Source organism: Nostoc sp. (assembly GCF_036916575.1).
Taxonomy (GTDB): domain Bacteria; phylum Cyanobacteriota; class Cyanobacteriia; order Cyanobacteriales; family Nostocaceae; genus Nostoc.
On sequence record NZ_JBALGC010000072.1, the window covers coordinates 21,099 to 35,882 of the forward strand.

12 protein-coding genes are annotated in these 14,784 nt (G+C 42.4%); 4 read left to right on the forward strand and 8 right to left on the reverse strand.

The window, feature by feature from the left end:
• Window positions 1-258: 258 nt before the first annotated feature.
• From V7L29_RS14990 to V7L29_RS15005, 4 genes are all read right to left on the reverse strand, one after another.
• Window positions 259-1,539 carry an ABC transporter permease gene (locus tag V7L29_RS14990; protein WP_442944195.1) on the reverse strand — a complete coding sequence of 427 codons (1,281 nt, stop codon included), beginning with the start codon at window positions 1,537-1,539 and terminating at the stop codon, window positions 259-261.
• Window positions 1,540-1,880: 341 nt separating this feature from the next.
• Window positions 1,881-3,464 (reverse strand): efflux RND transporter periplasmic adaptor subunit, encoded by a 1,584-nt coding sequence (locus V7L29_RS14995; RefSeq protein ID WP_334735989.1) that lies wholly within the window; start codon window positions 3,462-3,464, stop codon window positions 1,881-1,883.
• Between the two features lie 97 nt (window positions 3,465-3,561).
• Window positions 3,562-4,107 carry a hypothetical protein gene (locus tag V7L29_RS15000; protein ID WP_334735990.1) on the reverse strand — a complete coding sequence of 182 codons (546 nt, stop codon included), beginning with the start codon at window positions 4,105-4,107 and terminating at the stop codon, window positions 3,562-3,564.
• A gap of 288 nt (window positions 4,108-4,395) precedes the next feature.
• Window positions 4,396-5,022: a TetR/AcrR family transcriptional regulator gene (locus V7L29_RS15005; RefSeq protein WP_334735991.1), complete on the reverse strand. Its 627-nt coding sequence runs from the start codon at window positions 5,020-5,022 to the stop codon at window positions 4,396-4,398.
• Window positions 5,023-5,167: 145 nt separating this feature from the next.
• On the opposite strand from V7L29_RS15005, the gene V7L29_RS15010 reads away from it, so the two are divergent.
• Window positions 5,168-6,055 (forward strand): tetratricopeptide repeat protein, encoded by an 888-nt coding sequence (locus tag V7L29_RS15010; RefSeq protein ID WP_334691069.1) that lies wholly within the window; start codon window positions 5,168-5,170, stop codon window positions 6,053-6,055.
• Between the two features lie 225 nt (window positions 6,056-6,280).
• On the opposite strand, the gene V7L29_RS15015 is transcribed toward V7L29_RS15010, so the two are convergent.
• A complete protein-coding gene (locus V7L29_RS15015) occupies window positions 6,281-6,679 on the reverse strand; it encodes a response regulator (protein ID WP_069073372.1) in 399 nt (132 codons plus the stop codon).
• Window positions 6,680-6,963: 284 nt separating this feature from the next.
• On the opposite strand from V7L29_RS15015, the gene gyrA reads away from it, so the two are divergent.
• Window positions 6,964-9,522, forward strand: coding sequence for a DNA topoisomerase (ATP-hydrolyzing) subunit A (gyrA, locus tag V7L29_RS15020; RefSeq protein ID WP_334735992.1), 2,559 nt, complete (start codon window positions 6,964-6,966; stop codon window positions 9,520-9,522).
• Window positions 9,523-9,696: 174 nt separating this feature from the next.
• On the opposite strand, the gene V7L29_RS15025 is transcribed toward gyrA, so the two are convergent.
• A complete protein-coding gene (locus tag V7L29_RS15025; protein ID WP_334691067.1) occupies window positions 9,697-10,575 on the reverse strand; it encodes a class I SAM-dependent methyltransferase in 879 nt (292 codons plus the stop codon).
• Window positions 10,576-11,231: 656 nt separating this feature from the next.
• Between V7L29_RS15025 and V7L29_RS15030 the strand changes: the two genes are divergently transcribed.
• On the forward strand, window positions 11,232-11,417 hold the full coding sequence (locus V7L29_RS15030; RefSeq protein ID WP_334691066.1) for a chlorophyll a/b-binding protein: 186 nt from the start codon (window positions 11,232-11,234) through the stop codon (window positions 11,415-11,417).
• A gap of 148 nt (window positions 11,418-11,565) precedes the next feature.
• Here the strand turns inward: V7L29_RS15030 and rpoD are convergent, their stop codons facing one another.
• Window positions 11,566-12,735, reverse strand: a complete 1,170-nt coding sequence (gene rpoD / locus V7L29_RS15035; protein ID WP_300414872.1) for an RNA polymerase sigma factor RpoD — start codon at window positions 12,733-12,735, stop codon at window positions 11,566-11,568.
• Between the two features lie 939 nt (window positions 12,736-13,674).
• Between rpoD and V7L29_RS15040 the strand changes: the two genes are divergently transcribed.
• Window positions 13,675-13,809: a hypothetical protein gene (locus V7L29_RS15040; RefSeq protein WP_334691065.1), complete on the forward strand. Its 135-nt coding sequence runs from the start codon at window positions 13,675-13,677 to the stop codon at window positions 13,807-13,809.
• A gap of 475 nt (window positions 13,810-14,284) precedes the next feature.
• Here the strand turns inward: V7L29_RS15040 and V7L29_RS15045 are convergent, their stop codons facing one another.
• Window positions 14,285-14,731 carry a fasciclin domain-containing protein gene (locus tag V7L29_RS15045; protein ID WP_442944196.1) on the reverse strand — a complete coding sequence of 149 codons (447 nt, stop codon included), beginning with the start codon at window positions 14,729-14,731 and terminating at the stop codon, window positions 14,285-14,287.
• Between the last annotated feature and the right edge of the window lie 53 nt (window positions 14,732-14,784).

The window sequence follows — 14,784 nt, forward strand, 5'->3', positions numbered from 1 at the left end:
CTTTGCAACATTACTCAAGCTGACACTAAATCTTATTGCCAATTGTCGTTGAGAGCCTTCTTTATTGTTATGTGCGTTGATCACTTTTTGGCGCAGATCACAGGAGTAAGGTTTCATTCCATAGGTATTTTGACGTTAATATACTCCATCATCCCATACTGTATTTCACTCAAGCAGGAACCGCTATAGTTCAAGTTGCATATATTCACCTGTTTTAAGAGAAGCTTTTAATTTTTAAATTTTATTTTTTTGAATTATTTAGTCACTACGTAAAGCGGTGATTGGATCTAATTTTGATGCGTTCTGTGCTGGAATTACCCCAGCGAGTAAGCCAACCGTTAACGAGAGTACAAAGCCAGCAATAATCGACAATAAAGAAATTACAAACGGAAATTTGAAAATGTTTGCAGCTACAAAGGCTAATAAAACGCCAGTCACCATGCCAATACCTCCGCCGACAATGGAAATCACGATCGCTTCGGCTAAAAATTGATTCAGGATTGCCGAATTGGTGGCTCCTACGGCTTTGCGAATCCCGATTTCTCGCGTCCGCTCAACCACGGAAACTAGCATAATGTTGGCAATACCAATTCCGCCAACCACCAAGGAAATTCCAGCGATCGCTACCACCATGACTGTAAATAAACCCACAATACTAGTGAAGGTACTAACAATATCAGCTTGATTAGTCAGCCGAAAATCATCAGCTTGCGGTGGATAAATGTTGTGACGCAACCGTAAGAGATTGGTAACTTGAAACTGAGCGGCTTCTAACTGCTCCTGATTCGCGCCTTTAACTAAAATTCCATTTACAGAAACGCCTACCAGGGCATTGTTACCAACCAGTCTCTTCGACATAGTAGTTAGAGGGATGAAAATCTGGTCATCTCGATCCATCGGGCCTTGAGCGCCTTTAGGCTCCATCACCCCAATTACTTCATAAGCCTCTCCCTGAATCCGAATTCGCTCACCAATCGGATTTACACCCTTTCCAAAGAGTGTGGTTTGGACTGTGGGGCCAAGAATGGCAAGCTGTGCGGCAGTATCTAGTTCTTCTTGGGTAAAATATCTCCCTTGCTGGGGGTGGGTATTTCTAACTTCTGGGTAATTTAAATCTGTGCCATAAATGGTTGTTGAGGTGTTCTGTCCTGCATATACAACTTGGGCGGTGCGTTGGAGATAAGCAGAAACCATCTGTGCTGATGGCGCTTGTGTAGCGATCGCCTTTGCATCTTCCCATGTCAAGGTGCTACTAGAACCTACTCCTTGACGGACATTCCCGCTTCTTGCCGCACCCGCCAAAATTTGGATCACATCTGTACCCAATGCTTGTATCTGTTGCTCAACCCCCTTTTGCACTCCCTGACCGACAGAAGTAATAGCGATGACTGAGGAAATCCCAATAATCACGCCCAACATAGTTAGACCTGTGCGTAATTTGTTACTCCACAAAGTCTCTGCCGCCATTGTCAAGATTTCCAGCAACGGGACTGTGCGAGTATTCTTAGTTTTGTAAAAGCCCTTAAATATCTTAAACATAAAGTTTTATTTGAAACTCAATACAATTGAGTTAAACATTTCTTCCTTCTCTTCCTTTGCGTCCTTCGCAGTAGCCTGCGGCAAGCCGCTCTGCGTCTACGTTAAAAAAGTTGAACCTTTTTACTCGGCAGTTGAACCTTTTTACTCGACAGTTGAACCTTTTTGCTCGGCAGTTGAGCCTTTTTACTTGGCAGTTGAGCCTTTTTACTCGACAGTTGAGCCTTTTTGCTCGACAGTTGAGCCTTTTTACTCGACAGTTGAGCCTTTTTACTCCCCTTTCTGTTCCATCCCCTTGCTCCCTTGCCTCTTTTTAACTAAACCGTATTGATTTAAAACTCACTTTAAGGGGAACCACCAGCAGAACCACCGCCTGAACGACCTCCGCCGCCACTGCCTCCTCTTCCTCCACCTCCACCACCACCTAGACCAGGGAAAACTCCTCCTCTTGGTGTTGATTGCGGACGTGACCCAGGTGGGAAACTGAGTAATACCCTTTCGTCTCCTGTCAATCCAGACTTAACTTCGGTAAAGTTATTCGCGGTGACGCCAGTCTCAATGGGAGTGAACACAGGTCTGTTATTCTTTCCTGCCACAAACACACCTGTGGCATTTTCTTGGCGAACCACCGAGGCTGTTGGCACTACTAAAACATTTTCCACTTGACCGACTTGAAAATCTACTTCTGCATTCATCCCAGACCGCAGTAGTCTTTGAGGATCTGAAAGTGATACTCTCACTTCAAAACTGGTGACGTTTTGCTCTACTATTGCTTGGGCAGCAATTTGGCTGACTTTACCTTCAAAGGTTTTTCCTGGGTAGGCATCTGCTTTAATCGAGACTTTTTGCCCAAGGCGGGTTTTAGAAATATTTGTTTCCGCCAAATTTGCGACAACTTCATTTGTTGAAGCTAGAGACAAGATTGAAGAAGAAGAAGAAGAAGCTACTTCACTACTGGCTGTTGTAGGTGTCACGAAAGCGCCGGGATCAGCATACTTCTTTGTCACCACACCATCGAAAGGTGCGCGAATTACCGTGTCATTGATTTCGGCTTGGATGTTTTGCAGTGAGCCGCGAGCAGATGTTACTTGGGCGCGGGCTGCGTCAATATCTTCTTGGCGCGTTCCTGCTTTTAAGAGTGCTAAAGCTTGCTGTCTCTGCTTCACGACAGCTCGGGCTTGCTCGATGTCTTCTGGACGTGACCCGGCTTTTTGCAACCCTAGTGCTTGTTGTGCTTCATTTAGACTAGCTTGGGCGCTGTCGCGAGTGGCACGGTTTTGGTTAAGAGTCTGAAGGGAAATACCGCCTGCATTGTAAAGTTGCTGATTACGAACAAAATCATCTTCTGCTTGGCGAAGGGTGGCTTGAGCGCTTTGCAAGCGTGCCTGTGCTTGGCCAATATCTTGAGAGCGATTGCCTGCGATCGCTTTTTGCAGATTCGCCTGGGCTTCGTCTAATACTCCTTGTGCTTGAGCAATATCTTGAGGACGATTGCCTGCGATCGCTTTTTGCAAATTTGCCGAGGCTTGTGCCAATTGTCCTTGAGCAGAGGTGAGTTGCCCCCGCAGGTTGGAATCATCCATGTAAGCGACAATCTGTCCTTGTTTGACGATATCCCCTTCTTTCACTAGCAGTGTTTTCAAAATGCCGGAATTTTTCGGGCTGAGGTTGATTGACCGCTCAGGCTTCACCGTTCCGTTCGCTGAAACTGTAATTGTTAAACTCTGCCTTTCTACAGGCTTTGTCAGCACCCGGCGTCTGGCTTCTTGCCGGGAAACAACTGTTACTTGGTAATAAACTCCATAGCCAATTCCACCCAAAAGGCAAAGAGCAATTAGCCAAGAAAGCCAATTACGTCTGCCTTTTTTTTTCTTTACCTCTGGAAGCAAAACTGATGAATTTACGGTATTTGGTGTATCAAGTTTCATATAACTTCGTTTAAAAAGAACGGCTACCGAGCTAGTTATTCAAGGCTAATATAGCCTGGTAGCCCTATAACAACAATGATTTTGAGTTTTTAGTGTCTTAAAGGTTTATTTGCAGTACTAATCCACTAGGAAGTCTGAAATAATCATCATGCACTCTAACTAATCTCTCAGCAGGAACAATTTCCTGATTGGGAAGAAGAATATCCCCGTTGGGAAGTCTGAAGTAACCTCGATCGCGCAGTCTGACTACGGATCTAGCAGGAATAATTTGCCCATTGGGATATCTGATATCACCATTGCCAAGTCTGACTACTCTGCCATTAAACTGGTTGTCACGGTTCCAATTATCCCGATATCTGGGGTTTCTGACTTCTACAGGATATGTTCTGCCATCACGGTTCCAATTATCCCGATCTCTAGGGTTTCTGACTTCTACAGGATAAAGCCTGCCGTCGCGGTAATTACCCCTATTTCCATTTCTGTCTTCTCTATAGTTGCGCCTGCCGTCGCGATCCCAATTTTGGTTGCGATCGCCAACAACGTAGACTTTCGTCTGGGCAATTGCAGGCGCAGTCAAAAGAGTGGGAACAATCATCAGGGCAGCAGCAGCTAAGACTATCGATATCCGGTTTGCTCTCAACACAGAATTGACTCCTTATTTGTATTAAAGTTAGATTTTGCTAAGGTTTGAATTCAGCAATCTTTAGACAGTTGTTTTTGTTTTGGCATCAAGGTGTTTGATATTTACCTCTTCGTATAAATTCATACATATTAATTATTGCTTAAAACCTCTAAACCGATGTATGACCAAAGTCATTAGTAATTCCAGACTGATGTATGACCAAAGTCATCAGTTTTTTTTAATGGGGAGTGGGGAATGGGCATTGGGCATTAATCAATAATTCTTCTTCCCCTGTCCCCTGCTTCCTATTTAATCTTGGCTTGGTGCAATTCCTTGCCAGACAATATCCACAAGACTGTGGACAAATGGTGATACTTCTGTGGTACTATCGCCAGAATTTAATGGTAATTCGATAGTTGGTATAGTGACTTGAGACGATATTTGCTCTAAAAAAACGTAGTTCATCACCGATCCTAGTAAGATATGAGCCACTGTCTTGGCATCGCAAGGGCGAAGCCGACCTTGGTTAATCTCATGCTCTAGGAAAGCAGTCAGTACTTTGACTTCTTGCATGGGCTTTGGTTCTTTACCTTCAAGTTCTGGGATCGGATTGCCTAGCGATCGCAGCATCATCACTCGAGGCAGCACCTCGCGATAAAATTCCATAATCTGGAAGCAAATATTGATTAGATTTTCTTTAAAATTGCCTTTGCCACAAAGAGATTCCAACTCGTTCACCCAAGGGGGTTTTTCTGGAATTCCCATTGCCGCCAAAAATAATTTTTCTTTGGTTGAGAATCGCTTGAAAATTGAAGCTTCAGAAATACCAGCCTGTTGAGCAATTTCTAATGTTGAAGCACCAAATCCTTGTTGTAGGAAAACTTGACGAGCTGCTTCTAAGATTTGCTGATTGGTGATTCTGGGTGTACGAGCCATAAATAAGTAAGTTATTACTTATTTATATATTGCTTTTGTGATGGGGATGTCAAGAATTAATCACGTAAGATTGTGCTACCGTCAATAGCGGAGATCGTTTAAGCTAGCTGAAAGATTCTTTGATTAGTGGCTTAAAGGCGGTAGTGTGCCTAAACATGTTCGTTTGATTTCTCTTTTAATGGTCTGTAGTTTGTGGAGTATGCCAAAAGCCGCTAACGCGCAGGCATTAATACCCCATACACTGCAACTAGATGCGACAAAGTTAGAAAAGCAGGGGTTGAGCTTGGCACAAGAGGCGGCTCAACTAGCTCAGTTTCAACAGGTTGAATTAGCTTTGCCACGGGCGCGGCTGGCAAGTCAACTGGCTCCTAAGAATGATAAGGTGTGGTTGCTGTTAGGTGGATTGCAACTGCAAACTAAAGAGTTTGATGGGGCGATCGCTAGCCTGAAAAAAGCGCAATCTATCAACCCTAAAAATGGTGATATTCTGTTTGCTTTGGGTTCAGCTAATTTTCAGCAGAAAAATTACCAGGCATCTGTTGTTAATTACCAAGATGGCTTGAAGTTAAAACCCAATGATCCAGAGGGTTTGTTTGATTTGGGTAATGCTTACTATCTGCTGGGTCGCTTGCCAGATGCGATCACACAGTACAATAAAGCCGTCTCCCAAGATAAAAAATTCTGGCCGGCGCTCAACAATATTGGCTTAATCAACTACGAACAGGGTAATATTCCCGAAGCGATTAAGCGATGGCAATCTGCTATAACCCTTGAGAAGCAAGCCGCAGAACCATTATTGGCCTTGGCAGTGGCACTGTATACGAAAGGCGATCACCAACAAGGACTGACTTTGGGAGAAGCCGCACTCCGCATCGATTCACGTTATGCTAATTTGAATTTTCTCAAAGAAAATCTCTGGGGCGATCGCCTACTCTCTGATACGAAAAAATTCCTAGAATTACCACGTATTCAAGCAGCCCTACTGCAACGCGAAAACTCATCATCAGCCCCTGAACAACAGCCTACCCAATAGGAGTTAGGAGTTAGGAGCAAAGCCGGAGACTCCGAAGCTCCGGTTAAAAGTTAGCACTTGGGAGTTTAATTATTTCAACTCCTTACTCATAACTCCTAACTCTTTTATCACCACTTGCCTAAAAGTACCTTTTCGTAGTACATCTATACTAGACAAATACAGGAACTAGTTACCCAAAAACAATGGTGGGCAAGTATTCCTGAAATAAGTCGTTAATTTCCAGTGTTAGTCTGTGGGTAGAAGTGCAATGATTTGGTCAACAAACTGTTGATGGTCAACAACTGGCTTAGAAATGTAGCCATCAGCGCCGCTTTGCTTGAGAAAGTTCTCGCGATCGCCTTCCATAGCATGTGCTGTCACCAGAATCACAGGTAAATTTGCTGTTTTTGGATCGGATTTTAACATTTGTGTAATTTTGATTCCATCAACAGACTTGCCTTGGTAAACACTTCTGGAAAGAGAAACATCCATCAAAATCAGGTCGGCTTCTCCTGATTGGGCAATTTTGATGACTTCTTCCACATTTTCAGTGTGTTTCACACCCAAGCCACCACGCTTGGACAAAATTTTGGAAAAAACACGAGCATTAATTAGATCGTCTTCGACAATTAAAACAGTTTTCATGAGAATTTTAGTTATAGAGGTGAGGAGATTCAAGAATTCCAGAATACAAAATTAAGAAATGCAATCATGGTAAGTATCATGGTTACTAAGTTTATGTAGATTATACTCGTGTGCATCCTTTTTAATAGTCAATGTGTATCCTCGTCATCAAGGATGATACTACTGCTTTTTCTTCTGTGACTATCAAAATTTTGTTATGAATCTCATTTCATCCGTTATGCTGTGGTTGCCGCAGTGTTGAGTTGCATTGGCTTTTGTGTAATTAAATTTCAGGGAAAAAACTCATGGCAAAACAGTTAAACCTTCTCTCAACGGAACAGGTAATTCCAACAGCCCTGCACACCGAGATGCAACGGTCTTATCTAGAATATGCCATGAGCGTGATTGTCGGGCGAGCGTTACCAGACGTGCGTGATGGCTTAAAACCAGTGCATCGACGCATTCTATATGCAATGCACGAACTCGGTTTAGTACCAGATAGACCTTATCGAAAATGTGCCCGTGTAGTGGGTGATGTGTTAGGTAAATACCATCCCCACGGCGACCAATCAGTTTACGATGCTTTAGTCAGGCTGGTGCAGGATTTTTCTAGCCGCTATCCCTTGCTGGCAGGACATGGTAACTTTGGCAGTGTCGATAATGACCCGCCAGCAGCGATGCGTTACACAGAAACGCGCCTCGCACCCATTAGCCATGAAGGAATGCTGACAGAAATTGGTGAAGAAACTGTGGAATTTGTCGGTAACTTTGATAATTCCCAGCAAGAACCAACAGTGTTACCTGCTCAGTTGCCGTTTCTGCTACTTAATGGTTGTTCTGGTATTGCCGTAGGAATGGCGACAAATGTACCACCTCACAATTTGGGGGAAGTTGTCGATGGATTAATTGCCTTAATCGACAACCCAGATTTGCCAGATGAAAAATTATTTGAGTTAATTCCAGGGCCAGACTTTCCCACCGGAGGGGAAATAATTGGTGAGGCGGGAATTCGGGAAGCATACACCACAGGTAAGGGTGGAATTCTGCTGCGGGGAGTTGCAACTCTGGAGGAAATTCCAGCCGCTAGAGGAAGCAAGCGCCGGACGGCAATTATCATTACAGAATTGCCTTACCAAGTGAATAAGGCTGCCTGGATTGAGAAGGTAGCGGACTTAGTAAATCAAGGTCGCCTCCAAGGAATTTCTGATCTTCGGGATGAGAGCGATCGCGAAGGAATGCGGGTGGTAATTGAACTCAAACGCGATACTAATCCCCAAGAAATTCTCCAGCATTTGTATCACCAAACTGCTTTGCAAGTGACTTTTGGGGCAATTCTCCTAGCAATCGTGAATGGACAACCCCGTCAGTTAAGTTTACGTCAACTGTTGCAGGAGTTTTTGAGTTTCCGAGAAGAGACGCTGAACCGTCGCTACAATTACGAGTTGGAGAAGGCTCAAAGTCGTGTGCATTTGGTAGAAGGTTTGCTGAAAGCGCTGTCTAATTTGGATCAGGTAATTAGAATTTTGCGCCAAGCTCCCGATGGGAGTACGGCAAAAATTAATCTTTGCAGCCAACTGGATTTAAGTGAGCTACAAGGAGATGCAATTCTAGCTATGCCGTTGCGTCGCCTCACCAGTTTAGAACAGCAAAATTTGCAGCAGGAATTTGAGCAGATAAGTGAACAAATTAGATTGTTGGAGCTATTACTGAGCGATCGCCGGGAATTACTCAAGGCGCTGAAAAAAGACTTGCGATCGCTCAAGCGCAAGTACAGCGATCCCCGGCGGACAAAAATAACAGAGGAGCAAAAGTCTAGGGCAGAGGAGCAGAGGGGCAAAGGAGCAGAGGGGCAGAGGGGCAGAGGGGCAGAGGAGGAAGAGGAAAATCTTAAATCTTCTGAACCGGCAGAGGAGGCGGTTTTAGAATTTACTCAACGGGGTTATGTCCGCCGTACCCAACCATCTGCGAGAAAGTCAAAAGGTGAAAATGGTCTGCATGATAATGACTTCATTATCCAAACTGTGTTGACCGACACAGAGAAAGACTTGCTAGTACTAACCGCTGGCGGCAAAGTCTATCCTGTGAACGTGGGAGAAATTCCCCCAACCACTGGACGTTCTCCACGGGGAAAACCTTTGATTACTATGCTCAGTAGTACTGCTCAAGGTGCTCAAGAAGCGGTAGTCAGCCGCTTTTTGCTGCCGGAAAATCTCGAAACTAGGCAGATGATTCTCCTAACAAAACAAGGACGAATTAAGCGTCTGTCTCTGGAAGAATTTACTAACTTGACTCGACGGGGAATCACGATTTTGAAGCTCAAAGACGATGATGAATTGTCATTTACCCAGTTCACCACTCCAGGGGGGCATCTGATTTTAGCTAGTTCAGGTGGGCGACTGTTGCGCTTTGCAGTCAATGATGAACAATTACCGATTATGGGTCGCACAGCAATGGGTTTACAAGCATTTCGGTTATTGAAAAATCAGCAAATGGTTGGCTGTGTCACTGTCGGTAAAGATGACCAACTGCTACTAGTTACTCAAGAAGGATATGCCAAGCGGATGGCTGCCAGTCAGTTAAGAGGGGCTAATCGCGGCGATTTAGGCACGCAAGCGTTGAAATTTGCCAGCAAAACTGACAACTTAGCTGGTATGGTCATGGCGATGCCTTCTCTACGAGACGCTACGCGAACGGCGGGCTACGCCAACGCATCTGGTGAGGTAGCTTTAGTGACGAATAAAGAGCGGGTAGTGCGGATACCTGTGGAAACAGTGCCGCTCTTAGGTAGAGATGTCAAAGGTGAAAGCATTCTTCAACTCAACCGCGATGAAAAAATCATCACCGTGGCGGAAGTGCGCTCGTAAATTAGGGTAATGTTCAACTTGCGACAAGCCAACTTGCAGGACTTAGAGGCGCTAATCCAACTGCGTCTCAAACTCCTGCGGGAAGCTGGCGAGATTAAAGGTGACTCTGACACCTCAAACTTAGCAGAAGCAACTCGAAAATATTTTGGCGAAAAAATGCCGCCAGGTGAGTTTTTAGCTTGGATGGCTATCGAGAGTAAGTGCGAAGACAGATTGAGTAGCAAGCATTCTCCTTACCACTTCTGCATCAATGCCCAAAATTTCTAAGCAGCTTAACTCGTCTATTACATTCAACATACTATGTTCTGTCACACAAAAACCTTGTTCATAAACGAACTGCCGTGCTTGATCGAGTGTGCCAAAATTATTATTTACTAAAGACCTGCCTGTAAGGTTAGTACCTGTTTGTAATAGCTTTTCTAAACCTGAGTCATCTTGTTGCGATCGCACTAAACTACCTGTGTCAATGAAATCTGGAGTAATCCAAACACCACCATAACAGTGAAGCATATCGCGAATATTGGCACACACAAATTCTTTTTCCACCAAAGTCAGATGTGTCAGCAATCCTTCACACAAAATCATCGCTGGCTGTCCAGCTTTAAGTACAGGAGTAGTCTTCCAAAACTCACTAGGACGACTAGTTGCGTCAATTTCTATAAAATGCAGGTTAGGACGTTCCCCCACAAGTTGCTGAATTAGTTGCTGTTTGCAACGAATCATCTGAGGCAAGTCACTTTCAACAAAGGTGATATTCGGATTGTTAGACATGAAAAGCCCGCGCGGTAACAAACCAGATGCTAGTTCTAGAACTTGTGTTATTTGATATTGAGCCATGACCTGGTTGATGGCTTTATAACGAGCTTCCACACGTGCGGTAAGCAAAACACTTGTGTCTTGAATTTGTGGTTGAGATAGCTTTACCAACCCTTGCATCTGTATTAATTGTGCTAATTCCTTAACATAAGGAATATCTGTGAACTGTCTAGCTAGACTCACCATGAAAGCAGTCAGGATAATTTTGTCAAAGTCATTAATTTGCTGTTTGTTCATAAATTTTTTCGATCTACTATCAAACAGTTTAAATATCAACTTATCAAATGAAAATTATCTAAACTTATAAATTAGTTTTATTTGTAATTACTCTAACTTAACTATTTGGATGACGAAGTTAAATTAATAATTTTAATGAGTGCGTAGACATAAAGTAGTCTTAATCACCTAACTCTTCACACACAAGACTGGTAAACAAGGTACTATCAACATTCAAGTGTAAGCATTTTGTACTCTAGATCCTAAATTAATGCTAAAAAATACTAATTAAACCATAATTAATACACATCTATCTGTAATTTCAATTCTTTTTCTTCAACAAGCGTAGCCAGGAAAAACTACTTAATATGGTAAAATAATTGCTAATTACTCTCAATAGATTAAGATACTTTGCCAAAAGTGTTGAGTAGTTCAGGACTTACGCACAAGCAACGAAAAATTGAACAGCAAAGGACACGAAGGAATTAGAGTTTAAGAGGTTTTTGCGTAAGTCCTATAGTTGTATCCAAAGATAGATGTTTTAGCTCATATTAATTCCTATCGTTCATGTCAAGCTATGGAAACAAAAGTATAAAGAATGTTGCTTTTATGAAAATATTTGTTATATTAGTTTACATAAGACAATAAACCGTAAAAATTAAGTTTGGAGTTCTAACATGACAAATGCAAGCACAACAAAAGTCACTACTCCCATAATTGAAGATCGCAACGCTTGGCGTTGGGGCTTTACCCCACAAGCAGAAATTTGGAACGGTCGTTTGGCAATGATTGGCTTTTTGGCAGCCGTTTTGGTTGAGCTTTTTTCTGGTCAAGGCTTTCTACATTTTTGGGGCATCCTATAAGTTTTAATATCTAAGATGACCTATAAATAAAAAAACCTGGAGTGCTAATTCACTACCAGGTTTTTTATTTGTTTTGTCATTTGTCAGTTGTCATTTGTCATTTGTCATTTGTTTATTTACTAATGACCAATGACTAATGACTAATTGACTATCGAATATACTCTTTGAGAACACTGTTACGATTTGGGTGGCGTAACTTGCGGAGTGCTTTCGCCTCAATTTGACGAATGCGTTCGCGGGTGACGTTGAAAATCTGTCCGATTTCCTCAAGGGTCTTCATCCGACCATCATCCAAGCCGTAACGCAGTCTGAGAACATCACGTTCACGAGGACTGAGACTGTCGAGGACTTTTTCAAGGTCTTCACGCAGAAGATTTTTGGAAACTTGGTCTTCTGGCGTCTCACCATCAGATTCAATAAAATCGCCCAATCGAGAATCTTCTTCTTTACCAATTGGTGTTTCTAATGAGATAGGTAACTGGGCGGATTTAGCAATGAACCGCAACTTCTCAATGGTCATTTCCATGCGAGTAGCGATTTCTTCTTCGGTGGGTTTGCGACCCATTTCTTGAGACAACAGCTTGGTAGTTTTCTTAATCCGAGAGATGGTTTCGTATAGGTGAACTGGAAGACGAATCGTGCGGGATTGGTCTGCGATCGCGCGGGTAATTGCTTGACGAATCCACCATGTAGCATAGGTGGAGAACTTATAACCTTTTTCGTGGTCAAACTTTTCAGCGGCACGAATCAAACCGAGACTGCCTTCCTGAATTAAGTCCTGGAACGACAAACCACGATTCATGTATTTCTTAGCAATTGAAACTACAAGACGGAGGTTAGATTGCACCATCTTGTCTTTGGCCCTGCGACCAACATGGAGGCGATAACGAAAGGCTGGTAGTGGCAGTTGTACTGCTTCTGCCCATTCACTATCTCGAGGATCGCGATCTAATTGCTCACAAAGTCTTTCGCGTACCCTCTCTAATTCCAGCAAATCGGCTATTTTCCGCGCCAATTCAATTTCTTCGTCTGCCCGCAACAGCCGAATTCTACCAATTTCTTGCAAGTAAAGCCGAATTGAATCTTCAGTGTAGTGCTTTTTCTTGCTTTGTGTCCGACGACGCGATTTAGCGGCTTTTCCAGACTTTGCGTCGTCCTCATCAGACTGAGGCTCTAAAAATTCATCTTCACCTTCATCGATGATCAGCAAGTCCTCTTCTTCGTCTATTAAGAGTTCTTCTAACTCGAGCTCAGGCTGATTCATTATTTCTAGGTCAGGCTGATATATGCTTTCGAGTACGTTGTTAGCCTGGTTCATGCCGCGTTCCTCATGCTCCTTGCAGAATCAATTACTCAAGATGTGTTTACTGCTCTTTTAAACGAGCTAGTTGTCAACCGAAAATAAGCTTTTTGGCAGCTTTGCCAGAGATATTCTCGGATGTTTTACACCTCCGGTCGGAGGGTATTTACTTTAGTTTAAGCAATTACTAAAGGTGACTTGTTCACTTTAGTAGATGTTATATGTGTTGCTATTACACACTGCTTTCAACTAACTTGTCAAAAAAAAGACTCACCTTTCTCAAAAAACTTGCCACTCTATACAAACAAATTCAGACTTTTGGCAGATTTTTCTATAAAGACTCTTACGATTGTAGCCTGTTTCACAGAAATTGCACTTTTTTTGTGTATTAATCATGAATTACCACAGTAATTGTTAGCCACTATTACCAAAAAGACATTAAAAACGGGAGTTATACCCTTAAATTTTTTCTCCACTTTTCGGAATTGCAGTGAGGCTCTTATTACATTACAAAGTAAGTAAACTTGCTTGTGCGGTATTACATGTATTTTACACAACCTTAATTACTTAGGAAGAGTGCATTGTATGTTAACTCAGACGATTCGTCTTAATCTAGCCATTTTTACATTTCCTTCATAAATTACGCATTCCTTAGACTAAAGCAGGTCTTTACCTTGGGTAAATACAACAAGGCTGATGGTGCTTGACTTAAAGCAGTTAACCTTCTGCGTACTAATTACCTTAACTGAGGAGTTGAGGCTGTCCAGAATCGACCTGATAGCAGATCAATTTAGGTTTAACTAATTTGGTCTTATTCACACGTTAGCGCACTGCGGCGATTTCAGCCCTATGAAACTTGACAAACTTTTCTTATTGTATACAAAGATATTTTAATCAATTCAAAAACAATTTGCCCTGCAAACTCGCCAAAATAGTTTTATTTAGGCTAGAAGTTCATTGGATACATACAATACAATCGCGATCGCCACAGGAGTACATGAAGATATTAACAAGTTTGCTGCCAGATGGTGTGTGCTTCCAGTAGCCATTACCTCGAACAAAGAGAACCCACAAGATTGGCTGATGATTTAGTTACAAAGTTTATTTGCGTAAGCAAATTGTAAACTTCAATACTTTTATTTCGGTAAGTTTTTGTTATCTTATGATGATAAATCCTCAATAGACTTATTAACTGCTGTTTGATAGATGATATTTAGTTATTTTCTTAAAGCATAACAAATGTGTTTCTAGCTGGTGGGCAAAATTAATCAGCTAGTCAGTGCAAATCAGTGCAAAGAGTATTGTCTTGACTAAATTCCCAATCAAGTTGGTAGTTTTGCTAACACTATAACATTGAATTTTTGTAAAATATTGACAATAAGCGAATTATATGATTAATTACTAACTGAAAAATTTAGAATTTTTGTATTTATGTAGCGCTGACCTACCACTTATGTGGTAAAGCAACCTAAATTTTTTTTAATTGATTGTTAGCATCTAGTTCAAAGTCAGCGTGGTTTTCAAACCTACCCTTAGCGAAATACTAGAAACTATGAGCTTTGCTGAACTACTGTGGTGTTGGGGTGGTGTTTAGACTTGCGGGTAAATTAGGTGGCAGAAGTACCTGGTCAACTATATGAACGATGCCATTGCTAGCTGGGATGTCTGACTGAGTCACTTTTGCATTGTTGACTGTGATTGAGTTGTTGGTACGATCAACCATGATTTTAACGGGAGTACCCTCAACTGTTTTAACTTGTCCAGATGTCAATTGCTGGGAGGTAATTTCTCCAGGTATAACGTGGTAAGCCAGAAGCCTGACTAATTGTTGTTTGTTTACTGGTTGTAAGAGTTTGTCTAAAGTAGCTTTTGGTAAAGCAGAGAAAGCGGTATCAGTAAGTGCAAATACTGTGTAAAGACCTGGTGAGTCAATTGTTGAGTTAAGTCTGCGGCTTGCACTGCTCGGATGAGGATTTTTAACTGTCCCTGACTGGCTGCTGACTTTGCCAGTTATGCTAAATTTCGGGTGGCAATTGTTCTAGTAGGAGTTGGCGTAACGGCAGGGAC

Bases quoted from the DNA above. Each gene is read 5' to 3' on its own strand.
- V7L29_RS14990 (WP_442944195.1), bottom strand. From the start codon at position 1,539: ATGTTTAAGATATTTAAGGGCTTTTACAAAACTAAGAATACTCGCACA.
- V7L29_RS14995 (WP_334735989.1), bottom strand. From the start codon at position 3,464: ATGAAACTTGATACACCAAATACCGTAAATTCATCAGTTTTGCTTCCA.
- V7L29_RS15005 (WP_334735991.1), bottom strand. From the start codon at position 5,022: ATGGCTCGTACACCCAGAATCACCAATCAGCAAATCTTAGAAGCAGCT.
- V7L29_RS15015 (WP_069073372.1), bottom strand. From the start codon at position 6,679: ATGAAAACTGTTTTAATTGTCGAAGACGATCTAATTAATGCTCGTGTT.
- gyrA (WP_334735992.1), top strand. From the start codon at position 6,964: ATGGCAAAACAGTTAAACCTTCTCTCAACGGAACAGGTAATTCCAACA.
- V7L29_RS15025 (WP_334691067.1), bottom strand. From the start codon at position 10,575: ATGAACAAACAGCAAATTAATGACTTTGACAAAATTATCCTGACTGCT.
- V7L29_RS15030 (WP_334691066.1), top strand. From the start codon at position 11,232: ATGACAAATGCAAGCACAACAAAAGTCACTACTCCCATAATTGAAGAT.
- rpoD (WP_300414872.1), bottom strand. From the start codon at position 12,735: ATGAACCAGGCTAACAACGTACTCGAAAGCATATATCAGCCTGACCTA.